This is a genomic window from Streptomyces sp. NPDC014727 (assembly GCF_043083485.1).
Classification (GTDB): domain Bacteria; phylum Actinomycetota; class Actinomycetes; order Streptomycetales; family Streptomycetaceae; genus Streptomyces.
The window spans coordinates 58,490-81,843 of sequence record NZ_JBIBYR010000032.1 but is presented as its reverse complement, the minus strand read 5'-3'; the positions used below and the strand labels follow the sequence as shown (position 1 = coordinate 81,843).

Genomic DNA, 23,354 nt, shown 5'->3' with positions numbered 1-23,354 from the left:
AGCCTGAAGAACTCCCATCATCGCAGGTCACAAGGCACTTCCTCGTTCCAAGAAGAGTTATCCACAGACACCGAATCGGTGGATCAAGGCTAAGGCAGTGGGAGCGGAGAGGAGGGCTGCGATCGCACCCAAGTCGACCATGTCCATGGAGCAATGCTGGATGACGAAGAGCTGACGCGAGTGCGGTTCAGCGCAGATTGATGAGACGGATATTTGTTCCCGCTCGCGGTTGTGGGCGCTCGTTTCGAATGTCTCCCAGACCGGGCCGCACGCCCGCGGCACCAGCGGTGCAGGAAACTCAAGAGATTGCGCGCTGACCCCAATTGATCAAGGTGCCGTACGTGAGTACTGGAGGAGCAGGGGGCTGGCCCCAAGCTGTCATGGGCCTGGAGGGCTGCCGTGCCTGAGGCACCTGCACCGTGTCACTGGCGACCGTGTTGCCGGTGGTCCCCCTGAGAGCCCTTGAACGGAGAGGGGGCCGTAGATCGGGCAGGGCTTGATGAGCCGATTGTTCATCCATTCCCGCCGGTGGTTACACCCCAGGCCCCGCCGCCAGCTGCCGACTAGCCGCAGTAGGTCCACTTCCTGTCTACTTCCGGTCAAGCGGCCAGATGTGCGTTGTGGCCAACTTGCGCCACTGTCGGGCCCGCTACTGGGCCTGTGCGCTGCATCGTCTCGACTGGGACTGGCATTTCGGCGCCATATCGTCACGCGGAGTGGCCGATTCCTCACCTGTAGAAATTTCTTATTCCGGCATGTGGCAAATTCTTTCGATTGCGGACCTCGCTGCCCGCGCGGACTCTGATGTGTCAAATATGCCGCGGACGCCGGCAGCTGAGGTATGCGGGCGCAACGATCATGGGGGAAACGGGTTGGACATCATGCAGGTCGCGGGGGTTGGGGCTGCCGCGCTGGTCACCGAGATGGCCAAGAGCACATGGGAATCGGCGCGGGCGGGAGTGCGACGGCTGTTGCGCCGGGACGGGGAGCAAGGCTCTGCGCAGGTGCTGCAGCTTGTCGATGCCGCCCGTCAGCAGCTGATCGACTCCCCGGCCAGTGAGAGGGAGGCGGTAGAGGAGCGCCTGCGCGGTGAGCTGATGATCCAGCTGGCGGCCTTCCTGCAGCGCCATCCTGACGCGGCATCTGAGCTACAGGAATTGGCGGAGCGGTCCCAGGGTGCGGACGACAGTGCCGGCGCCCGGACAAACGTGCACCACAACAAGAACAGTCAGGTCGTCATCTCGGGTGGCGCGATCAATGCCTCAGGTGGGTTCCACTACCGTGCGCCGGAGGCGGGCCAGTGAGCGAGACGAACGCCTTCGGCCCCGTCCCGCCAGTTCCGCCACAGCCGGGCCCGCCTGCGCCACCCACCGCCAATCCGGAGCCCGGGTTCCGGGTGGACGTGGGGAACAACCAGAACTCGAAGATCATCGTGGCGGCCGGTTCCGTGACGATGAACAACAAGCCCCAGCTACCAGTGGCGGACATCCCTCAGGCCGAGCTGGATGTGGTGGAGCTGGCCTGGGTGGACTTGAGCGCCCGCGACGAGAAGGTCCGCACCGCGGACGAGGCGATCGAGCGCCTGGCTCAAGAGGGGCCCCGGCTGGCTGTGGTGGCTGGCCCGGTGGGCTACGGCAAGCGCACGGCAGGAATCAAGGCCCTGTCGGGCATCTCCCGGCGAGAGCAGGATCTTCGGGGCGAGCCCCTCACCCTGCAGGAGATCCGCCCCGACTGGGAGCGCCCCGGTTCCCCTGATATTTCAGTGCTGCCCGACGAACCTGGTCGCGGCTACCTGCTGGATGTGGCGGCGGAGATCGCGGCATGGACCAACCCCGGCAATGTGGCCGAACAACTGCTCAGCTACGCGGAAAAACTCCTCTACGTGGGTTCGTATCTGGTGGTGATCGCCGACGACCATGGGTGGCCGGATGACTCGGGCACGATGGCCCGCGCGGTCGTCCGCGCAACAAAGCGGCCGTCCGCACACCGTGTGGCGAAGGCCCACCTGGAGACCGTGTACCGCAAGCCGGACCGAGTGCGATGGCTGAGCAACGTCCCCGGGGGTACCGAACAGACCGGCTCGGCCGCCCACCTCCTCAACGACAGCAGCCGGCCCGCCGACGGTGTCCGACTGGCCGCCGTACTCGCCGAAGCCGACGAGACGACAGAGGGCCTCAGGACCGCCCTGGGCACGTTCCAGCAATGGCACAACGATGTCCAACGCGTCTTCAAGGACACCAACGACGACCCAGAAGATCGGGCGCTGCTCGTCTCCACCCTCTTCCTCGACCGGAAGGACGCCCTCACCATTCAAAGCGGCGCGCGGATCCTACTGAACGAACCCCAGAACACTGACGTGCGCGCCATTTTGACCGGTCCAGACCTGACCACCCGACTTCAAAAGATGGGAGCGCAGGTCACTGGCCGGACCGTCACCCTCGAACACAGGCCCGGCTATGCGCGCGCCGTCCTGCTTCACCTGTGGCAGCAGCGTGCCGACATCCACCCGCCCCTGCTGAAGTGGCTCGACACCGTCACCGCGCCCAAAGGTCTCGCAGCCGACCGGCTACCCGAGATCGGCGACCTTCTTGTCGAACTGGCCATTGCCGAGAACGACATCCGTGTCATCGACCAGATCCACGCCTGGATCGACAACGGCGACAACAGCACCGAGCACCGCAACCTGATCGCTCGTGTCCTCACCATCGCCGCCGAATCCGACACCCTCGGCGCAGCAGTCCGCTCCCTACTGCTGGACTCCGCCCAGGAACCGTCACCTGCGGTAGCCACCGTCGTCGCTCTGGTCTGCCAAGGCGAGTTCGCCGAACACTACCCACGCCAGTCCCTCGTGCGGCTACGGCACATCCTCGACCGCACCGTGACAGACGAGGCCGTTCTGGCAGCCCAGGATGCATTACGGGACATCGCCTCCCGCGAAAACCAATTGCCGCGCGTATGGAGCACGGTCATCAAGTGGGCCACCGAGAAGAAGCATTTGGCTGGGCACCGAGCTTTCCTGTCCCTGCTGGATCCCAGCGTCGACCCCTATGTCCTGCAAGTCATGCTTGCGGCCGCCCAGCAGGACCCTGACGTCAAGGACGCCCTGGTGGAGGGCTGGAACGTCGCCTTGGCCGACTCCCGGGTAGATACGGAATGCCGCGCACTCCTCGTCGCATGGGCCCGTGCACGAGAGGCAGAGCAGGTACCAGAAGAGACCGTCACCGACATCCTCAACGACGTCGTGGTGCAGCACCTGTACTCCACCCCTATCTCCGCTCTCATTTTCGGAGAACCGGGCGTGGCCAACGACGCGGCCGTCATCGAATTGCGCAAGGACCTCCGGCTGCCGTCTCAACTGGCGGCGGCCCTGCCCGACGAGTCCTCACCCGCGAGGTCCTGACGGTGCCCTTCACTCGATGGGCCCCGCGTCGCACACGCAGACGGGTGCGACGCGGGCTGACCCGCTTCGACGCCCGACTGAGCTCTTCCTGCCCCGGCATCGGATTCACCTGCTGGATCACCGCCCACGTCCTGACCCAACCCCCGTTCCCGGACACAGATGCGGGGATCGTCTACGCGATCCGGACGGCCCTGCGAACGGCGGCCGGCGAAGTATCCGTCACCTGCGACCCGGCAGACACTGCAACGGCACACGACAAGATCGAAGAACACCTGCGCCAGGAGCGCAGACTGCCCACCGAGCCGCCCGTTGTCTACCGCGCCGAACTCGCCCTCGACCTTCTTCCCGATGACCAGGCGGCGGTGGAGGCCCTCCTTTCTGCGCAGCGCAAGCAGGCAACGGTCGACATTCTGCGCCGGCAGAAGACGAGGGCCATCGCGGCAGAATTCTCCGACCCAGCCGCTTTACTGGTCCGCTGGCTCGATCGCGAAGACGCAGACTGGTCGAAGATCCCCTCGCTCGTCGGGGACTTCACGAAGGCTGCGGAAGTATTCACGCAATACCGCCCGGAGCACGAGCGAACGGTCGAGCACCAGGCCCTCGAGGTCCTGCGCGAGTTCCTTACCAGCTTCCCCGACCACGCCCAAAAGCGCATGCTCTACACACTCCTGGCAGCAGGCATGGACAGCGCCCAGCGCCCCCACCACGCGGCGAAAGCTAAGGCACTCCTTAACGGTTATGCACCACCCGACCTACCGAGCGGCACGTGAATGGCACCACGCGCACGCCCAGATACGGTCGCCACAGGCGTCGCGGATGAGGACTTCGTTATGGCGATGTCTGCTGGCACCGCTCACGAGCTGGCGCGCATGGCACCTGAAGCGCACAGCCAACGGCACCCTCACCTTCGACACCGCGTGGAGGCGCGCCCGCATCGACCTACACCCGGACGAGATGCCCTACCGCCAGCACGGCCACCAGCCTGAGACCACCCGTACACAGCGCCCCCGCCTCCCCGGTGGATAGAGGCGGTCCGCGACCGCACTGCTGTGCCCACCGCCTCCGGAGTGCAGGTTGGTGAACAGCTGGGAGGACCCGGCGATGTGGCGGCGGCGAGGCAGCAACTGGACTCCGTCCTTGAGGCCAGGAGCGCCGTGTGCTGTTTACTCGGTAGCTCGCCTGGAGGCGCTCACCGAAGCCATCACGGAAATCCTGGACATCGAGTTCGTCTCCGACCTCTAAGAACTTGTGTTGAGGCTCCGCAGGCTGCAGGGCGTTCCACTTCTTGATCAGACGAGCGGCCGTTGGATAGGCTCCGCCGATACGGTGTGTGATGCACGGGGGACATCCTGTGTGCGGCCGCCGGTGCAGGGGGTGTGGGGTGTGCCTGACTCGATAGCCGTGCCGGCGGGTGTCCAGCCGATCAGCTTCGATGTGCACGCAGTCCGCGGGGGAAGCCCCGGCGGAGCCCGCGACGACTTCGAGACGATGATCGCTCAGCTTGCCGCCGCGACGACCCCAAACGTACGGTCTATCGCTGCCAACCCGGGCGACTGGGGTATCGACGCCTTCGCCGGAAACCTCGGCGGAGCGATCACCGTGTGGCAGTCCAAGTATTTCATGCCGGTCACCACGAAGAAGCACGTACAGCAGGTCGAGCACTCGCTCGACAACGTGCTGAAGGCGGCCGCCACGAACGGTCACACCGTCGCCAGCTGGATTCTGTGTATCCCTTCCAGCATGGACGGCCCCATGACGGCATGGTGGGACACGTGGACGAAGGCGAGGGAGAAGGAACACGGCCTAGTCATCCAGCTCTGGGACGAGACCGCCCTCAGGAAGAAGCTGCTCAGCCCCGAGGGCGACGACGTGCGTCGCGGCTTCTACGAGACGTACGCTCAGGCCGCCCCCGCCGCCGTGGAGCAGCTTCGGCTGGTACTCGACGTCGAGGACGACAAGGCGGCCGCCCTTGGCTCCGCCTTGTTCGTTCGGCAGATGACCGAGGCCGGCCACGTGGAGCTGGACTCGGCCAAGAGGCAGTTCTTCAATGCCGATCTGGTGGCTCGCGAGATCGCGCACAAGGATGTTCCGGCGGAGGTGGCGGCGCTCAGTTCCGCCGATGCGACGCTCCACGGGCTATGGGAGATGCAGTTCAACGAATGCGTGGCTGAGGACACGCTTCGGACTCTCCACACCCGTGTCTGGCGGGATGTACGCAACGAGCACGACAAGCTGCCGAAGTCGCTCCGCCTGGAGCTGGTGCACAGCTGGGGGCTGCTCCACCGGCTCGTGGACAACCGCAAGGCGGGCTGGGTCAAACACTGGCGGCAGATCGCCGCCGAGCACTCCGACGGCTGACCGCCGCCTGTCCTGTCAGAACTACGAGGAGTTTCGCTGTGGAAGCACACCGGCCGGTGATGATGCCGGAGGACGAGGTGACCTTCCGGCTGGCGCAGCTGTTGCTTCTTCTCGACGCTGTCGCCGGACAGGACGCGAAGGGGGTGAGCCTGGAGCGCATCGGCTACTACGACTTCCTGTCGGCGAATCCCTTCCTCGTCGTCGATTCCGACGGCCGGGAGGGCAATTTGCTCAGGCTGGCCGGGTTCGATCCGCGGGTGCTCTCCTACGCGTCCTCCTCGCAGCGCTTCACCAGTCGACGCGAACGTATCCAGCACGACCTCGGACTGCTCGTGGCTTACGGGTGTTGCGAGGTCCACAACCGCAACGGCGCCTTCGCCTATTCGATCAGCGACCGCGGTCGGGAACTCGGGTCTCGCTTCACCGCCACCTACGCCGCGTCGTTCACCACTGCTGCGTCCATCGTCGTGCGTCGCCTCCGCAAGCTCAGCGACAAGGCGCTGCGGGAACAGACCGCACGGTGGCTGCAGCCGGATGGAGAGGGCGGTCCCGGTGCCGCGCTCCTCAGCGTGCTGGGACCGGGACCGCAGGCATCTGACATGCCCTGGGAGGGATGACCACCATGCAGCCTCTGCCTGGCATCCGGATCCGGCGCCTGCGCCTTGCTGGCGTCAGCCGGAACTATGACGTCGATTTCACGCAGGACCAGCGGGTGCGGGGCCTGTCCGTGGTGGCCGGGGCATTCAGTTCGGGCAAGACCGCGGTGTTGGAGTTCATCGCCTACGGCCTCGGTGGCAAGCGCCATCCCCGGCACCCTGAGGTGCTGCGGAAGGTCCGTTCCTGCCTACTGGAAGTCGAGTTGTCTGGCGAACCGCACGTCATCGAGCGGCCCGTCGGGGAGCCGTCGAAGGTCGCCTACGTACGCCGGGGGACGCTGGACAGCCCGCCGCTCTCCAAGCCTGAGAGCAGGGCCATCGAGCCGGCGGGAGCGCCCGAGAGCCTCTCCGCTCTGCTGCTGGGGCACTGCAAGCTCGAGGGCGTTCAGCTGCGGGAGGCCCCCTCCAGCCGTGAGTCCCGGACCGACCCCCTGAGTATCCGCGACCTCATGAACCTGGCGTTCCTGCCCAACGAGCGCATCGCCTCTAAGAACTTCCTGTTCGAGAACGAGTACATGAAGAAGCACAAGCTGAAGCAGGTGGTCGACGTCGTCTTCGGCGTTCACGACGACCGCGCCGTCGAGCTTGGGCAACGCATCAAGGAACTGGGCGCCCGACTCACCCAGGCACGCTCCGAACTCGCCGCAGCACGGGCGTTCGTGGACGAGCAGGACGTTCCCACGGTCGGCGCGCTGACCGCTGAGCAGTACGAAGGCGAGCTGCGGGAGCTGACCGAGCAGCTACGGGCTCTCGATGAGGCGGCGCAAGCCGGGACCACCTTCGCCGGGCGTCTGCGCCGCGAGCATCAGCAAGCTGCCGAACGCGCCCGGCGAGCCGCCGGCGTGGTACGTGACTGCGAGACCCAACTCACCCGGATGATGCCGCTGCGGGCGCAGTACGCGGACGACCTCGTCAAGCTCAACATGCTGGCCGAAGCGCAGCGCCTGTTCGACCCCCTCAGCGTCATGACCTGCCCGGCGTGCCTGAATCGGCTGCCCGTTCCCCCGTCGGTGGAGAACGGCTCGTGCAGTCTGTGCAGCCGCGAGCTGCCCCACGGCGACGGGGACCTGACGCTCGGCACCGCCACCGCCGAGCACTCCTCAGATGAAGGGCGGCTGAATGTCGCGGCCGAGATCAGAGCCACCAAGGCCCGTCTGAAGGAGATCACTGCCTACATTGAGGGCCTGGACAGCTCGCTCGCCACGTTGAAGCTCCAGGCAGAAGACGCCGCCATCGACGAAGAACGTGCCGCGGCCGCGGTCGACGAAGCAACTTCGCCCACCGTCACCCCCTTCCTCGCCGCTCGCGACAACCTCCAGCGCCGTCGCGAGGAAGTCCTCCGGCATCTCCAGCACGCCGAGAACGCGACGAAGCTTCAAGCTGGCCTGGAGAAGCGCGCCGCGCTCGTGGAGCGGCAGGAAGCACAGATCGAACGCCTGCGGGAGGAACGCGACCGGCTGGGAGATGCCGCACAGGACCGGGACCTGGTCGTCGGCCGCATCAGCGGCCGGTACAGCGACCTCCTGCGGCAGTGGCGCTACCCGAAACTCAGCCAGCCCATGATCGACACGAACCTGGTTCCTCACGTACGCGGCGACTCCTACCGCGAGGCATCATCCGGCGCGCGAACATTGCTGACCCTGGCTTGGCAGCTGGCCGTCTTCGAGGTGGCCGTCGAAACATCGGCCGCCCACCCCGGCTTCCTCATGATCGACAGCCCGCAGAAGAACCTGGGGCACGGCGCCACCCGGGACGCGGTGATCGCAGACGCGATCGCCATCGACGACTTCTACCGCCACCTAGCCAGCTGGCTGGCTGAACAGGGGGCGGGTGCCCAGGTGATCATCGTCGACAACAGCCCGCCAGTGCTCGTGGAAGAGAACGTTGTGGTCCGGTACAGCCGCAATGAGGACCGCCCCCCGTACGGTCTGATCGACGACGAGACCACTACAGACGAAGGCAGCCCCGAATAACCAGGTTGAGCCAGCAGGCACCGACGCAGATGAGGGCTTGACGGATACGGGGATGGTCCTCGAGCTAGGCCCGGGCGGACACGCTGCTACGACTCGGCAGGTTGTCCGATCCAGATCTGGCCAGTCGGTTTGCCCTCCTCCAGCGCAGACCCAGGTGTTTTACGGTCCGCAGTTGCAGTCGACTTCGGACTTGAACCGGTGTCCCTCGGGCGACCAGGCGTGTGCGGGCGGGAAGGCCAGTGGGATTACTTGCCCCAGCTCGCCGGCGCGGATCACCGTCGCGTCGTCGGGCGGTCGCGTGTAGAAGCCGATGATCCTTGCCCTCTTGGAACGAATTACGGGTCCTTGGAGCGTGTCCAGGACCGGGTGCGGCGCCAGGCGCGCTCTCAACGGGCAGGATGCGGCGGACCCGTGAACGGCTCAATTCGACGCCTTCGGGCACGCTGCCGGAGCCAGGGAATCCAGGGTCCACTCGGGCGGTTCGGAAGGCCCACAGCTCTCCGATTGGCTCCCACCGCAGCCGCCCCGGCGGCATTCTCTTGACCAGGGCGATGAATCTCGATCGCTCCTCCTCGGTGATCCGCCCCTTGCGCCCCTGCCCGCCCAGATCGTCCAGTCCCCACAGACTTGGGCGGTTGAAGCGGTACAGCCAGCAGCGGGGCCGTCTCTGACCGCAGTCCCGTTTCTCGGCGATCGCCGGTACTCGTACTGCTGATCAGCTCAGCAGGATCAATAGTGCCCGCATCAGGCATTCCGCGGCGCCTTCCCTGCCCGCGATACTCGGTGAACGACGGCCCGTTCGTTCTCATTACGCCCCAGCCAAGCTCGTAAGACCACCGTCCAACACCGTCCCCGAGCACCCCCACCCCAATATGCGTCGCGTGCGAGGGGCCGATCTGGTCGGGATGCTCCTACATGACGTGCTCAAGAGGGCGAGAGCTACCACCAGCCGTGTGAGGAGCGATCGAGAAGGTCGCAGAGCCGAACAGCGAGTTGCGGAAACTCCCTGTGCCCCACCGCGCTGATCCGGGTGGTTTTCGATGGCATCCGAGGGACGAGGCGCCTGAGACGGCCGACTCTGGCGTACCAGTCTCGGCGAAGGTTGATGGTAGGGCTGACCCGCTGGCGCGGCCACTAGGTAAGGAGCTCATCTGTATCTGCGGAGGCTGAGTTCGGGCAATTGGCAGGCTACGGTCCGGGACGGTGCGGGCAGACGCTCTTCTGCGACGTTCCCGCTGAAGGTGCAGGCCCGCGCCTGGGGTGTCGAGCGAGAGGCGAGTCTGTGCATCCGTGATCCTCGGGATCCGAGGGAAAGTGCGGTCAGGTTCCGTGAATGGCACGCACGGTGGTGGAAGGCGAGGGTGGTCGCCCCGCGCACGATACTGGGCGACGAGTCCGTCATGAGGAACCACGTCCTGCCCTACTGGGCGGACTGGCAGCTGCGGGACATCCAGCGCATCGACGTACAGACGTGGATTCGCCTGCTCGCCGACAAGGGGGTGGGGCTGTCCGCTGTCAGACGGTCCTACCACCTGACATCGTCGCTGCTGAGCGCGGCCGTCGATGACGGCCTCCTTGTGATCAGTCCATGCCGGCATATTGCGCTGCCGCGCCTTCCGGACCGCCCGCCGCAATGGTTCACGCCCGGCCAGGCGCAGAGCGTGCTGTGCTCACTACCGTCGGCCTGGCGCACCATGTGCTTGCTGGGCTTCTACACCGGGCTGCGTTGGGGCGAGCTCACTGGTCTCCGCTGTCGCAGCGTCGACCGTGATCGATCCCGCTTGCTTGTCGTTGACGTCAACACTGGCAGGGGCATCGAGCCGTACCCGAAGACGACGAAGAGCCGGCGCGAAGTCCCGCTCCCGCCCAATGTCCTCGACGCCCTCGAACGTCACATGCGCGGATTCGCCTCCAGTGATCTGGTCTTCACCACACTCACCAAGGGCCGTGCCGGGCGACCGCTGAACGACGGGAACTGGCGCCGGTACATCTGGTGGCCTGCTCTGGACAGCGCCTATTACCTCGACAGTCTCGGTGATCAGCGGCTCGTCCCGCGTTACTCGCCGCACTCCATGCGTCATACCTGCGCCTCCTGGCTCGTCCAGATAGGGGTCTCCCTGTACGAGGTTCAGCATTTGCTCGGACACGCGAACTATCAGACGACCGAGCGCTATGCGCATCTCCAGCCCGGAGCCCACGAAGCGGTACTTGATGCGTGGGAAGGCATGGGTGCTCGACTGAGTCTCGTCGCGTAGTTCGCTGGCAAGGCGTGGAGTAGCCGGACTCGGCGACGAGGGAGACTGCTGTGTCTTTCTCAGCCCGGTGCGTTCCGGGCCCCCTCAGGCCGGCCGGGCTGTCCCAGGAAGGTTGAGAGGCTGCACTCCCGGCGGCAAGCTTGCCGGTGCGAATGCGTATGGCGGCGATCGCAAAGCTAGTGCATGGGTCCTATTTGGCCTGGCAGTGGGGGCGTGCAGAGGGTGAGGCTGCCGTGCCCACCTGGGAGACAGCTATCAGGCGCCCGCCAAACTATGTGCAGTGCTCAGGCGGCTGTCCGGTGGAACGGTGACCCCTTCGTGCCTGTCGCGATCAAAGGTGAGGTCTCTAGTCGGCCGGTCCTAAGGTGCTGGCCAGGCGGAATCGCTTGACGCTCGTCTGACGCTCAAAGGGGGTTTCGGGCAGGTGGGTGGGCCCGAAAGTGCCGCCTGACCTGGGGTTTTAAGATGATCCGATTTTCGGACCTGTTCCCGCTCGCGGAATGCGTCGACTGAGGTTCGCTTGTGCAGAACGCTCTGAGCTGCAGGTTCGAGGGCCAGCGTGGGTCTTGCGGCGACGTGGCGATGCGCAATGCAGGATTTTTGACGCTCGGATGACGCTCGAATATCGGAAGCCTCAGCCTCGGACCTCTCCGGCCCTGGGCCGCAGACCGGGGCCGTTGGCGCGGGGCAAGGACTCCGGTTTGGGTGGGCCGACTGCACCTCGCCAGCGGCGGCGCGTGCTGCTACCTCGTCGCACGCACCTCGGAACCGAGACCGCGGCCCGACCGGGCCACGAAGGACGGATCCGTATGCTTTCGCGAGATGGGGCAGCGGGTCCGCTCGGCGCGAGAATGGCGTCCCACGCGCCTTCCCCTTTGGGCGGCATCCCTTCGCCCTCCGACTGCCGAGCAGCCGTGGAGAACCGTGCGGCGCACGTCGGCGGCGACGGCTCGTCGTAGGAGGCAGGGCCGTGCGGCTCCGTGGCCGATGCCACGGAGCCGCACGTTGGTTACCGTCAGAAGCCGACGCTCGGATCGTCCGTGTCCTCTTCCGGGTCCACGCTGTACAGCGGGCGGTCCTCGATCCCCAGGGCGCGCATCAGCTCGTTGGTCGGAATCCTGTACCTACGTCCGATGCGGAGGACGGGGCAGGGGAACTCATGCTCGCGGATCAGCCGGTACGCGGTCGTCGAGCCGATTCCGAGTGCTCGGGCCGCCGTGCGCAGGTCCACTGCGACGGGCAGGTCGAACATCTCCGTGAAACTGAGGCGGCCCTCTGCCGGGTCCTTCACCCTCGCCTCCCCGCAGGTCGGACCGGCCGGGTGTCCGCGCGGCGCCTGGGCCGTCGCCTCTTCCCGGGGCTGTGACCCGCCGAACGGTCCTGCGGCCCGTCGTCGGTGTCGATGAAGATTCCCTGTCGGCGCAGATGCTCTGGGCGCACCCGGAAACGCAGCGGTGCGCACAGCCCGTCCGGGCCGTCCGGACGGTCGACCCGTACGTCCAGGCTCTCCGCCGGAGCGTCCGCCTCCTCGCCGGACGCAGTGAGAGCGTGCTCCTCGGCGATGCGTTCGATCTGGGTGGAGGGAAGCTCCCGCAGCCCTTCCCGGGCGAGATGCCACGCCCTGGCGCGCGCCGCGTGCAGCAGAGAGGAGTCGGTGAGACAGCTCGCGCCGTCCCGATCCGCCAGCTTCTCCAGGAGAGCCAGGACCATCTCGGCCTCCACGTCCGACCGGTCGGCCCGCAGGCGCGTGCAGACCCGGTGGACCGTCCCCGTCAACCGGGGCAGGGCCAGCCAGATCGCCAGGAGTTTCCCCGTGCTGTCTGGAGTCAGGTCGCTCTGTGCCGTGCGGATGACCTCCTTCCAGACCGCGTTGGCGAACTGAGGGTCGGAGCCGGGGCCGTACAAGGCCTCGTGCGTCTCGGCGGCGGTCAGCCAGACCGGATCAGCCTCGTCGGTGTGCGTGGGGACGAGCACGAAGACCGCGTCACTGGTCCGGGGATCGTCGAAGTGCCGCCTCACCGAGGCGAACGCACTGCTGCGCAGTGGATACATCAGGAAATGTCCTCTCTCGGACTGCGGAAACCTGAGTCCGGAGGTGCTGGAGATACCGAGATGCTGGACGAGGTGTGTCCTGTGGTGGAGACGTATCGCCTCATATCCGCGTCAAGCGGAGACGAGTCCCACCAGCCTCACTTTGATGCGTGAGCATGCGGTAGTGGTCTTCTCGACCAGGTAACGCCGCCTTTGACCACGAGCGTGTGACAAGCGCGGCAGCCAGGCCGCGAACTCGCCGGTGACGAAGTTCGCGAGGCTGGTGGGTGCCCGTACAGAACGGGCACCCACGAACTGTTGCGCTCAGGCGGTCTCGGAGGACGAGGTGTCCGGCGCCTCGGTGGGCGGGGTCGCCGGGGTGGTGTCCTCGGTCCGGACGGCCGCCCGCCGGCGGCGGCTCGGCGGCCAGTCGGGGGACTGGCGCAGACGGGCTGCCCGGCGGTTCCGCTGACGGCTGTTCATCGGGTTCGCGGTTCCTCTCTGATGAGTCGATGGATGACTAAGCCGCCGTTTCGTGCTTCTGCGAGCGGCTGGTGCCATCGTGCCTGGGGGTGAAGCGGGGCCGCAGAGCGAAAACTGAGGGATAACTGAGTCCCTGGGGGGCGTGAAGAAGCAAGCGCGTGTGAAGAGACACAGCGCGGCGCACGGATGAAGGAGCGCCGGCGAGGGGCCGGATCACTGACTGCGGTGCGGTGAGGGGGAGGGCGATGGAGGGGTACGTGCTGGGCCCGGTGCGAGCCGAAGGGGGCGGCGGCAGGAGGGTGGTCGAAGGGTCGAAGGTGGCGGCCCTGTTCGCGCTCCTGGTGACCTCGCCAGACTGCCGATGTAAGAGGAAGGACATAGCCGAAGTCCTCTGGGAGGGCGTCGAGGACGTCGGCGATCTGGTCAACCGCGTCGTCTCCGACCTGCGGAAGCGGCTGGGCCAGGAGTGCGTGCCCCATAGCGGCAAGTCGGGTTACTGCACGCTCCGCGTGCCGGTGGGAGACGTCGACCTGCTCCGTTTTCGCGAAAAGGTGAAGCAGGCTGAGGGGCTGACCTGCAAAGCGCAGTTCGAGCTGCTCGGCGCGGCCTTGGAGGAGTGGAACGGCGAGGACGAACCGCTGCACGGACTGTCCGAGACCGGCTTCCACTTACGTCGGGAGGAGCTACGGGCCGAGTTGATGGCCGCCGTGTACGCGCGGCTGGAGGCCGCCTACAAGTCCAGGGAGGTCAAATGGCTGCGCGAGGAGACGGAGAAATGGTTCGAGCGCGCGCCGGAATTGCCCCAGATCTTCCGGTTCTACCTGCTCGCCCACGCAGACCTGCCGGAGTCCCGACGTGAGCGGCTCATCAAGAAGTGGGAGGAGCGCAACGGAAAAGCGGACGTCGATGTACAGAGCGCCATCGACCAGGTCCGGGGAGAGGGCCGCCGGCCGGGCGGGGCGCTCCTGCCCCCCGTTCCCGACCAGTTGCCCGGCGGCAGGCGCAAGCCGATCGGGCAGGACGAGCTGATCGGTGACCTCTTCGAGGCCGTGTGCGCGGAACAGGACGCCGGCAATCTGGCGCTGGTCCTGATCAGCGGCATGGCGGGCGTCGGGAAGACCACGGTGGCCGAGAACCTCGCCGGTCGGCTGCGGGAGCGGTTTCCCGACGGGGTGCTGCGCGGCGAACTGAACGGATTCGCCGACGGAGACGTGCGGCCCGCCGAACCGGACGAGATCCTGGACAGCTTTCTGGCCGCGCTGCCGCCCTACACCACGGTGACCGGAACGGAGAGCAAGAGCAACGCGCTGCGGTCGGCGCTGGCCCACCGGTCGGTGCTCATCGTCCTCGACGACGCGCGCAGCGCCCAGCAGGTGCTGCCGCTGCTTCCCGGAGACGGTACCTGCGCCGTGATCGTCACCAGTCGTAACGACCTCTTGCGGCTGCAGTCCGAGAGAAAGGTGCTGTTCCGCAAGATGGAGCCGCTGCACGAGGCGGACGCCCTGGAGGTACTCCAGGAGAAAGTGTCGGCCGAGGACCGGACCAAGCACGCCGTGCCCTTCAGCAAGCTGGTTCACCTCTGCGGTCGGCTGCCGTTGGCCCTCGTGGTGGTGGCCCGGCTCTTGGAGGTCGGTGCGCGTCCGCTGCACACCCTCCCTGCCCTGGTGCGGGAGATGGAGAAGGAGCTGGAGCGGGCGAAGCTGGACACCCTGGACCTGCCCGAGCACGAACTGTCGGTCCGCGCCGCCCTCAACTGCTCCGTGCGCGTGCTGAATGAGGAAGCCCGGCTGCTGCTGTGGCAGCTCGCCGTCCACCCCGGGCCCAGCGCTTCCTGGGAGGCGGTGATGGATCTGGGACGGGCAGTGGACGAACGGACGCGTACCGACCTGGCCCTGGTGGACCTCGTGGCGGCGAACCTGGTGGAACATCACGGCGACCGCTACGGGCTGCACGACCTCGTGCGGGCCTTCGCCCTTCGGCACGTGCGGCCGGTGCCGGACGGCGAGAACGCGGAGATCGAGCGGGCGACCGTACGACAGGTGCTGGAACACCAACTGCACAACGTCCGCGCCTGCGACCGGGTGCTCGACCGCGAACGCACCCTGCCCACCGGCGAGCCCGGAGCGGTCAGGGTCACCGACCCCGCGGACCTCGCGGAGGCGATGGCGTTCCTGGACAAGGAGTACGCCACCGTCCAGCGAGGCATTCACTTGGCGATCAATCGGCGTATCGACCGGTATGTATGGCTGCTTCCGATGGCCCTGGTCATCTACCAGTGGCGCCGCCGCCTGCTGGATGATGCGCGGCAGAACCTCCGGTACGCCGCCGAGGCGGCGGAAACCGTCGCCGGTCCGGTCGATCGCGCCATGGTCCACCGGTCGCTGGCAGGGACCCACTGGCGGCTCGCTGAGTACGACTTGGCGGTGGGCGCCCTGCGCAGGGCCGTCCGGCTCAGCGAGGAGGACCGCAGCACGGAAGGCCGGCTGAGTCTGGCCCGTACGCTGCACCGGCTCGGGCTCACCCTGCGCAAGCAGGACGACCTGACGGGAGCGGACGAAGTGCTCTGCCGTGCACTGGAGTTGTGTCGGGAGGTGTCCGACCGGGTCGGGGAAGCGGCTGTTCTGAACGTCCTCGGCGCGATCCACCTCGACCGGGGCGAGCACGAGCGGGCGCTCCGTCGGTGCGCCGACGCTCTGGGCGTGGTGGAGCGCACGACGGAGCGCAGCGGCCTGGCCGATGTGCTGTTCACCCTGGCCAAGGTGCACCTGGCCCGTTCCGAACGGGACGAGGCCATCACCCTGTACCGGCAGGCCTCCGACATCTACCGCGAACAGGAGAACTGGCCCAACGAGGACAAGGTACGGATGCTCTTCGCTGATGTCCTGGTGTCCGCCGGCGACACCGACGCGGCGGTGCGGGAGCTGGAGAGAGTCATCGTGCTGCGTGAGCTGATGGGCGGTGAGGGGGTGCGGGAGGTCCGGGAGCGGCTGGAAGGGCTGAGGTGACCCGCCCGGTCGGCGGCCGTCGGCTCACCGTCAAAGCCGGGGCGGATGCGTGCGGTAGTACTCGGTCGGGTCCGGGCGCAGGGGCTTCGATGGCCGTTGCGAGCCGAGCTGGGGTAGGTAGCAGCGGAGCCGATCGAACACTTCACGGACATCCGCAGGGCGCTCCGCCGCCTTCCACCGGACCATCCACAGCGCCAGGGAGGCGAACTCCGGGGGTAATTTGGCGAGCCGGTCGGCCGGCAGCACCGGGGTGCCCTCTTCCGCCCACTCGTCCTGTCCGCCGTAGGGCAGGCGCATCACGGTCATCTCCAGCAGGATGCAGCCGAGTGCGAAGATGTCCGCTTGCCGCGTCAGACCTGACGGGCACGCGTCGGACTGCTCGGGGGAGGCCCAGCCGCGCGTGCCGCGTGCGCATTCCGTCTTCTGATCCGCCACGACCGCGTGGCCCATGTCAATGAGCCGGAGACGGCCGTCCGGCTGCACGATGACGTTCTCGGGCTTGAGATCGCAGTGCACCAGATTCCGGTCGTGGACTTCTGCCAGAATTTCGCACAGTTGGCCGATGACGGCCGCAACGGTCCCAGGATCCTTAACGGGCAGGGCCGCCGACAGGACCTTCTGCAGTTGGTGCCCTTCGACAAATTCCATGACCAGGCACCGGCGTCGCCGGTGTGTCCCCGTGGCGATGACTTCGGGAATCGCCTGGATTCCCGTCAGCATCATCATGCGTGATCCCTCTTTGAGGAGTTCATCGCCGGCCCAGTGGAAATCGCTCTCGGGTCCGAGGTCCCGGGCCTTCTGAAGCTTCAACGCCACTTTCTGCCCGCTGTTGCGGTCACGCCCGAGGAAAAGGTCGCCTTGGCCGCCGTCGCCGACCATGTCCAGCACTTCGTAGCGCCTCTCCACATCGCCGATCTCCTCGATCTCCCTCACGGCCATCCACCTTTCCTCCGTACGGAAATGGAGCATGAAATGTCACAGCCATGGCTGCCCCCCGACGGGGTGACCCGCACCTCCGAAGTCATCACGGTATCCGCCGGAATGTTCAAGGGTGGAGAGTTCCGATGCCCCGCCGCTGACGCTCTCAAGACCCGCGGCTACCACACCACCGACCCCGTACCGCGCCGCCGTGAGAGGCTGGAGCACTTCGCTCTGGGCCCCTTCATGGCTGCCTGCGACATCCGTTCGGGGCCTGCCGGCAGCCCGCCTCGGACACGTACCGGCCCCCTGCACGACGGTCTGCGGACCTGGTCGGAGCACGGCGTGCAGATGTACGAGTCGGCCTTCCCTCTCGACCCGGAACGTCCCCTGCACGAGGTGCTCGAGCCGTGGACGTACCGCTACCGGCCGTCCGGTCCCGACCCGCGCGACGCCCAGGAGTACCGCCTCACCGTGTGGGGCCGCTGCCTGGCTTCCCCGGACGGTGCCTACCGCGAGCTTCGTCTGCCCGTGCACCGCCTGCGGGACTTGCCGCCCGACGGCTTCACCGCGGCCGTCGCCCTGGTGCTGGCCGAGGGCGCCCCCGGACCGCCGCCGGAGCACGTACGGATCGTGGAGTTTGCGCTCTTCGACGGCCGTACGCGGGAGCTCTTCGCGGGAAGCCGGGAAGAGGCGCGCGCCCGGTACCGCGAACACGGCCCCGCCGCCTTGGCCGGCGTACTGGACGGACGGGAATACCGCCCGGGGTCCGCCTGCGGCGGATGCCCCTACCTGTCGGTGTGCCCGGCCCTGCGCAAAGCGCCCGGACTGCTGGGCATCGAGGCGCACGACCGGCCCCGCCGCACCTGGTCGGTCACCAGCGGGCGGGCCTACCGAGCCTGCCCGGCGCGTGACCACATGCGCCGGCTGCACCTGCCCACGGCGGACTCCGTCGAACGCGAGGTGACGGCCGAACGCGGCCGGGCCTTGCATGCCTACCTCGCCGAACGGCACGCCCACGGATCGCCTCGGCCCTGCACGGTCGAGGTCCCCGAGGAGTGGGTCCCGCAAGGATTCGACCTGCCCTCAGACGAACGCGCACTCGGCGCCCTGCTGTTGCGGCGGCACGCCGCGGTCTGCCCGCTGCGGTACGTCGGGGACGGCACGGATGTGCGGACCGAGCCCCGGGTGGTGCGGCACGACACCACCGCCGACGTGGTGGTCCTGGCCGCGCCCGACCTGCTCTACCGGGATGCCGGATCATGGGTGTGGCGCGAGACTAAGACCTCCGTCACCGACCGGCGGTCCGAACGCCCCCTGCTGGAGCGTTATCCGCAGTTGGCCCTGGCCGTCGTGCTGATCGCCCGCGGTGACCTGGGCGGTGAACCGTTCCGCGCCCGGGTCGAGCTAGAGGTGCTGCGCCCCGGCGGCGCCGACCTGGAGATCATCGATCCCTTCGCCCCGGCCAATCGGGTCACTGCCGAGAAGGTACTGCGGGCGATGGTGGCCGACTGGCACGGTGACGACCAGTACGCGGCCCGGCCCGGACACTCCTGCGAGCGGTGCGAAGTGGCCCGCTGGTGCACGGCGTCGTCCGTCAGCGAGGCCGCGGCATGAAGGCGGGGTCGGCCGGCCGGGCCGATCGGCCGGACGCCGGCGAGGCGCCCGAGGGCGTGGGCAGCGACCTCTTCGGCGAACTCGCCCGCATGGTGGCGGCTCTCTCCGAGGTCCAAGGGCTCCGCTCCTTCACCCTGCCCTACCCCGGCCTCGCCCAGCGGGCGCTGGATCACACGGTGATGCGCTGCCTCGAAGCGGGGGAGTCGGCGCCGAGGAGTCTTCCGGAGCTGTGGGAGTGGTGCCGGACCAGGCCGTCCGACGACTCACTCTTCGCGGTCCCCTCCTCCCTGGTCTCGCCGGGCACCACGCTGGTGCACCGGGTCGGCCGGATGCCGACCCGGTCGTGTCTCGAGGTGGCCTCGCACGGACCGGGTGGAGGCGTGGCGGCACACGCCCGCGCGCTCCTCGGGGACCTGCACGCGCGGAGCGGAACGGAAGAGCGCTACCGGCAGTGCCGGGCGTTCCTGGCGCGTCACCCGGTCGTCCACCAGCAGGACCGCTTCGCGCCGGGTTGGAAAAGGGCGGTCTGGAGCCGGGTCAAGAACCTCTACGGTCCGTTGCCCGAGTTCCTGCTCGTCGACGGAGTCTTCCTGTACTGCCCCTCGTGCAGGCTCCCCGCGCTGCCCCGGGACAGTGCCGTGCCCGTACCCGGACCGTCCGGCACCGGCGCGGAAGTCTGGTGCGAGGGGGAGGACTGCCCGCGCGACGCCCCTCCGCGGCTCATCCGTGAGCCGGACCAGGCGTGGATCCTGCAGCGCTCGCTGCGGTGGTACCTCGTACTGCCGCACCGCACCGACGAAGCCGCCCGGGAGGCACTGGAACGCGCCGAAGTCGGGTACGAGACCCTGCCCGGTCTTCTGCCCACCTACCGGCTCTGGGACACCGGCCCCCGCATCGTGGACATCCAGGTGTACGACCGCCTGCAGCCGGCGCTCCTCGCAGCCCATCTCACCGGCAACACACCCCTCGCGGACCGCACCCTCGTCGTGGTCCCCGACGCGCTCGCCGGACGGGACGGCTACCGGCAGGTCTTCACCGACGCCCTTCCCGCGCTCCTGCGGGACCGGCTGGTGCTTACCACCCCCATGGACCTCGTGCCCGACCTGGGACAGGCCCGGCGAGAGGAGAAGGACGATGCGTAGCCTCACCCCGCCCTTGACCGACGTGTTCAACGCGCTCAAAGCATTTCTGGGGTCCTCCGTGCCCCAGCCCGCGCTGGAAGCCCTCTGCCAGGTCGAACTCGGCCTGTACCTCCAGCAGAAGATGATGCCGGGCAGCCCCGCGGGCAGCGCCTGGGTGCTGTTCAGCGGGTACGGGTTCGCCGAGGCGCACCGGGCACCGCTGCCATCCGACGCGGCGAAGACCCTGCGTATCGCCCGGTACTCGCTGTGGACGCTGCGCCGGAGCCGTACCTGGCTCGATGCGCTGGACACCTACCAGAGGTTCGACCCCAGGGTGCGCGCCTACGACGTACCGGACGCCGAGACACCTGCTGCCCGCCGCGACCTCTCCGTCGCCGGCGACCGCTTCTCCGTCTACGAACAACTGCTGCGTGCCGCACCGCCGCTGGCGGGCAAGCGGCTGCCGGTCGCGGGTCAGGGCCCGCACGCCTTCCCCGTCAGTCGCACCATGGCCGTCGTTGACCTGCCGCCGGTCCCCCGCACCCCCCTCGTCGCCCACGACATGGACCTGGAACCGGCCGGCGGCGGCGAGCCCCTTGTCTTCACCAGGGAGGGGCTGGAGCGCACGGCGGCGGAAATGGACGCACAGCACACCCGCTTCGGCGAGGGACGGGCGCCACGGTGGCTGGAGCGGTTACGGTCGTTCGACCTGTCCACCAAGGAGAACGGAACCTTCCACAAGACGAGGAAGGACGAGGACTTCACCTTCACGGTCGACGGCATCCAGCACCTGCTCGGCATCGTCGGCGCCGGCAAGAGCACACTGCGCGACATCATCGCCGTCCATCTCGCCAAGCTGGGTAAGCGCACCGCCGTCGTCGTCACCGATGTCGCGGAGGTGCTGAAGCTCGTCCGGCTCTACGACCTCTATACCGACGGCGCCGCCGCACCCGTGCTGGGCTCCTCCGGCCGCGAGCGGCACGCCCAGCGGCTGCACCGCAGGCTGGCGGGCCGGGGCGAGCACCGACTGCTCGCCCACGACGACCCCGCCTTCGCCTACCTCGGCACGTCCTGCCTGCTCAACGTCAGACGGCAGGGGGCCACATCGACGACCGAACCACTCGCCTACGGCGAGGCACCCTGCTCCCGGCTCCGACCCCCGTCGGCCCTGCGCCGTGACCCGAGCGACGGACGGCACTCCGAGTGGCAGAAGAGGGCGACGAGCTGCCCGTACTGGTCCGCCTGCCCCCGTCACCACGGAGCCCGCACGCTGGTCGACGCCTCGATCTGGGTGGCCACCCCGGCCGGGCTGATCGACGCCTCGCCGCCCCGCCCTCAGAACGGCGAGCGCATCCGCTTCCTCGAACTCGCCTGCCGCCGTAGTGACCTCGTGATCATCGACGAGGCCGACCGTGTCCAGATGCAGCTCGACCGGACTTTCGCACCCGCCGTGGTCCTCGCCAGCGACGAGGACAAGGGCCTCATCGACCAGCTGAGCCGGCACAAGATCCGGGAACTCGCGGCCGGCGGACGCACCCAGCTCTCCGAACGGGACGTCGAGACCTTCGCCGCCGCCCTCAACACCGCAGGCGCGGCCACCGACCGGCTGTACGCGATGCTCGTCGCCGGGTACGAGCTGCGCAAGTGGGTGCGGACGGGCTACTTCAGCGCCTGGACGCTCCAGCTGGGGCTCCTCGACGAACGCTACGAACTCCCCGACGACAGCGGTCGGGACCACCCTCATCACGCCCCCCGCGAGGCTCTCGGGAATCTGCTCGACGCGTTCCGGGACAACCCGTTCGGTGACCGTCACCGTAGGACGGAGGAGGACTTCAGCCGGCTGACCGCCCTCCTCAACGAGCTGCTCCACACCGGCAACCCGGAGAACACCCGGCGCCGCCTCACCGAGGTCATGGACGAGGTCTTCGCCATCGACCCGAAGTACATGGCTGCCCGGCAGCGGAAGTACCAAGAGGCGTACGACGAGTGGCGGCGCGAGGAGGAGGAACAGGCGAAGAGGCGCGGACGCCGCAGGAAGCCAAAGCCTCCGCCCCAGACTCCCGAGGAATGGCGGAAGCAACTCGCGGAGCGCTTCGAGTTCACACTGTTGCTCAGCGCCCTGGAACCACGGCTCGCCATGATCAACGCCATGTGGCCCCGCGTCGAGGCCGCCCTCAGCCTGGGCTTCAACACGATCTACCGCCGGCCGCTCGACTACGGCCCGATGGTGCCCGAGGCCCCGATGGGCAATGTGCTCGGCTTCCAGTTCCGGGTCCCGGGTGAGGACAAGGGCGGAGTCCGCAGTGGCGAACTGACCTTCTTCCGGTGCAGCGGCGTCGGACGTGAGCTGCTGCGCGCCATCCCCGATCTCACCTCCGTCGACGGCAGGCCCGGTGCCCACTTGCTGCTCATGTCGGGCAGCAGCTGGGCGGGCGCGTCCAGCCGCTACCACGTCTGCGTCCCGGTCGGTGTGGTCATCGAACCGCCGGCCGAGGTGACCGAACGCATCGCCAACGAGAGCTCCATGCGCTTCGAGTTCATCGACGATGGCGACGAGAAACTGCGCATGTCGGGAACCCATCCGGACGACCGCCCGGAGAAGTTGCGCCGCATCGCGTGCCATCTAGGTGAGGGCGGAGACGAGTACGAGGTCACTGAAGGTGGTCCGCTCCAGCAGGAGTTGCTCTCTCTTCCTCCAGGGCGCGACCAGATCCTTCTGCTGGTCGGCAGCTATGCCGAGGCACGTGTGGTGGCCGACACACTGCACAACCTCAACGTCCGCTGGCGCAACAAGGTGCTGTGCCTGGTGTCGGACGACGAGGAGATCACCGCGGAGGACGAGGCGCCGTCCGCCTACCACGCCCGATCACTGCGCCGGGGCGACGTCGAGCACCTGAAGGACCTCGAGGCGGACATCCTGGTGGCGCCCCTGCTGGCGCTGGAACGCGGCCACAACATCCTCAACAAGGACGACGAGGCGGCCATCGGCACGGTCTACTTCCTGGCACGGCCCCATCCGCACCCAGAGGACCTCCACCTGGCCGTCCATGCCGCCAACGACTGGGTCGTCCGCGCCGTCACCGGCGGTGACTTCGCCACCCTGGTACAGGGAAAACCCACCGTCGAGGAAGGAGCGGAGGAGTTCCGCCGCCTCGCCCGTTCGTACTGGTACCAGGTACTCGCCCATTCGATGGCGTGGAGCCGTCTCGACGACGATGTACGGGAACAAGTCACCTGGGACATGCTGGTCCTGTTGTGGCAGGTGATCGGGCGACTGGTACGCGGTGGCGTACCGGCCCGGGTGGTCTTTGTCGATGCCGCCTTCGCCCCCAACCGCGGCGCCGTACCGGCGCGGCCCGACACCCCCGAATCCAGTCTGCTGCACAGCGTCCTCGCCGTCCTGGACCCGTATTTCAACGGCGGCACGACGACCGCTGAGGAGCAGTTCATCGTCAGCGCCCTGTACGCGCCACTGCGCAGCATGCTCACCCGCCTGCTCGCCGCCGTACCCGCCCACCCGTAAGCGCCGAACCCCTG

At 67.7% G+C, this 23,354-nt stretch carries 15 protein-coding genes; 11 read left to right on the top strand and 4 right to left on the bottom strand.

Annotated features, from left to right (window positions below; translation table 11 throughout):
• The first annotated feature begins 716 nt into the window (after positions 1–716).
• From ACF1B9_RS32765 to ACF1B9_RS32735, 7 genes are all read left to right on the top strand, one after another.
• Entirely contained in the window at positions 717–1,304 is a 588-nt protein-coding gene (locus tag ACF1B9_RS32765) for a hypothetical protein (RefSeq protein WP_391746356.1), read from the top strand.
• Positions 1,301–3,400: a hypothetical protein gene (locus ACF1B9_RS32760; RefSeq protein WP_391795963.1), complete on the top strand. Its 2,100-nt coding sequence runs from the start codon at positions 1,301–1,303 to the stop codon at positions 3,398–3,400. The genes ACF1B9_RS32765 and ACF1B9_RS32760 overlap by 4 nt, the downstream gene beginning before the upstream one ends.
• A gap of 44 nt (positions 3,401–3,444) precedes the next feature.
• Positions 3,445–4,170, top strand: a complete 726-nt coding sequence (locus ACF1B9_RS32755; protein ID WP_391746354.1) for a hypothetical protein — start codon at positions 3,445–3,447, stop codon at positions 4,168–4,170.
• A 613-nt stretch (positions 4,171–4,783) separates the two neighbouring features.
• Positions 4,784–5,758 (top strand): serine/threonine protein kinase, encoded by a 975-nt coding sequence (locus tag ACF1B9_RS32750; RefSeq protein WP_391746353.1) that lies wholly within the window; start codon positions 4,784–4,786, stop codon positions 5,756–5,758.
• A gap of 38 nt (positions 5,759–5,796) precedes the next feature.
• A complete protein-coding gene (locus tag ACF1B9_RS32745) occupies positions 5,797–6,375 on the top strand; it encodes an ABC-three component system middle component 2 (RefSeq protein ID WP_391746352.1) in 579 nt (192 codons plus the stop codon).
• A 5-nt stretch (positions 6,376–6,380) separates the two neighbouring features.
• Entirely contained in the window at positions 6,381–8,387 is a 2,007-nt protein-coding gene (locus tag ACF1B9_RS32740) for a DNA recombination protein RecN (protein WP_391746351.1), read from the top strand.
• Between the two features lie 1,241 nt (positions 8,388–9,628).
• Positions 9,629–10,642: a tyrosine-type recombinase/integrase gene (locus ACF1B9_RS32735; RefSeq protein ID WP_391746350.1), complete on the top strand. Its 1,014-nt coding sequence runs from the start codon at positions 9,629–9,631 to the stop codon at positions 10,640–10,642.
• A gap of 1,015 nt (positions 10,643–11,657) precedes the next feature.
• Here ACF1B9_RS32735 and ACF1B9_RS32730 read toward each other — a convergent pair.
• The 3 genes from ACF1B9_RS32730 to ACF1B9_RS32720 all read right to left on the bottom strand — a co-directional run bounded on the left by ACF1B9_RS32730 (position 11,658) and on the right by ACF1B9_RS32720 (position 13,156).
• A complete protein-coding gene (locus ACF1B9_RS32730; protein WP_078992515.1) occupies positions 11,658–11,894 on the bottom strand; it encodes a helix-turn-helix domain-containing protein in 237 nt (78 codons plus the stop codon).
• Between the two features lie 35 nt (positions 11,895–11,929).
• On the bottom strand, positions 11,930–12,694 hold the full coding sequence (locus ACF1B9_RS32725) for a hypothetical protein (protein WP_391746349.1): 765 nt from the start codon (positions 12,692–12,694) through the stop codon (positions 11,930–11,932).
• Between the two features lie 303 nt (positions 12,695–12,997).
• Complete coding sequence (locus ACF1B9_RS32720; RefSeq protein ID WP_157854403.1) at positions 12,998–13,156, bottom strand: hypothetical protein; 159 nt, start codon at positions 13,154–13,156, stop codon at positions 12,998–13,000.
• A gap of 245 nt (positions 13,157–13,401) precedes the next feature.
• On the opposite strand from ACF1B9_RS32720, the gene ACF1B9_RS32715 reads away from it, so the two are divergent.
• Positions 13,402–16,161: a tetratricopeptide repeat protein gene (locus ACF1B9_RS32715; RefSeq protein ID WP_391746348.1), complete on the top strand. Its 2,760-nt coding sequence runs from the start codon at positions 13,402–13,404 to the stop codon at positions 16,159–16,161.
• A 30-nt stretch (positions 16,162–16,191) separates the two neighbouring features.
• Here the strand turns inward: ACF1B9_RS32715 and ACF1B9_RS32710 are convergent, their stop codons facing one another.
• The gene (locus ACF1B9_RS32710; RefSeq protein ID WP_391746347.1) at positions 16,192–17,094 is read right to left on the bottom strand and encodes a serine/threonine protein kinase; all 903 of its coding nucleotides are present in this window, start codon (positions 17,092–17,094) and stop codon (positions 16,192–16,194) included.
• 39 nt (positions 17,095–17,133) lie between these two features.
• Between ACF1B9_RS32710 and ACF1B9_RS32705 the strand changes: the two genes are divergently transcribed.
• Genes ACF1B9_RS32705 through ACF1B9_RS32695 form a run of 3 tightly spaced genes read left to right on the top strand, consistent with a single transcriptional unit; the run spans position 17,134 to position 23,340 of the window.
• Positions 17,134–18,696 carry a PD-(D/E)XK nuclease family protein gene (locus tag ACF1B9_RS32705; RefSeq protein ID WP_391746346.1) on the top strand — a complete coding sequence of 521 codons (1,563 nt, stop codon included), beginning with the start codon at positions 17,134–17,136 and terminating at the stop codon, positions 18,694–18,696.
• Positions 18,693–19,838: a hypothetical protein gene (locus ACF1B9_RS32700; RefSeq protein WP_391746345.1), complete on the top strand. Its 1,146-nt coding sequence runs from the start codon at positions 18,693–18,695 to the stop codon at positions 19,836–19,838. Before ACF1B9_RS32705 ends, ACF1B9_RS32700 begins: the two co-directional genes overlap by 4 nt.
• Positions 19,831–23,340: a hypothetical protein gene (locus ACF1B9_RS32695; RefSeq protein ID WP_391746344.1), complete on the top strand. Its 3,510-nt coding sequence runs from the start codon at positions 19,831–19,833 to the stop codon at positions 23,338–23,340. Before ACF1B9_RS32700 ends, ACF1B9_RS32695 begins: the two co-directional genes overlap by 8 nt.
• Positions 23,341–23,354 lie beyond the last annotated feature (14 nt).

Coding starts and splice junctions, on each gene's coding strand:
- ACF1B9_RS32740 (WP_391746351.1), top strand. CDS start 6,381: ATGCAGCCTCTGCCTGGCATCCGGATCCGGCGCCTGCGCCTTGCTGGC.
- ACF1B9_RS32730 (WP_078992515.1), bottom strand. CDS start 11,894: ATGTTCGACCTGCCCGTCGCAGTGGACCTGCGCACGGCGGCCCGAGCA.
- ACF1B9_RS32725 (WP_391746349.1), bottom strand. CDS start 12,694: ATGTATCCACTGCGCAGCAGTGCGTTCGCCTCGGTGAGGCGGCACTTC.
- ACF1B9_RS32720 (WP_157854403.1), bottom strand. CDS start 13,156: ATGAACAGCCGTCAGCGGAACCGCCGGGCAGCCCGTCTGCGCCAGTCC.
- ACF1B9_RS32715 (WP_391746348.1), top strand. CDS start 13,402: ATGGAGGGGTACGTGCTGGGCCCGGTGCGAGCCGAAGGGGGCGGCGGC.
- ACF1B9_RS32705 (WP_391746346.1), top strand. CDS start 17,134: ATGTCACAGCCATGGCTGCCCCCCGACGGGGTGACCCGCACCTCCGAA.
- ACF1B9_RS32700 (WP_391746345.1), top strand. CDS start 18,693: ATGAAGGCGGGGTCGGCCGGCCGGGCCGATCGGCCGGACGCCGGCGAG.
- ACF1B9_RS32695 (WP_391746344.1), top strand. CDS start 19,831: ATGCGTAGCCTCACCCCGCCCTTGACCGACGTGTTCAACGCGCTCAAA.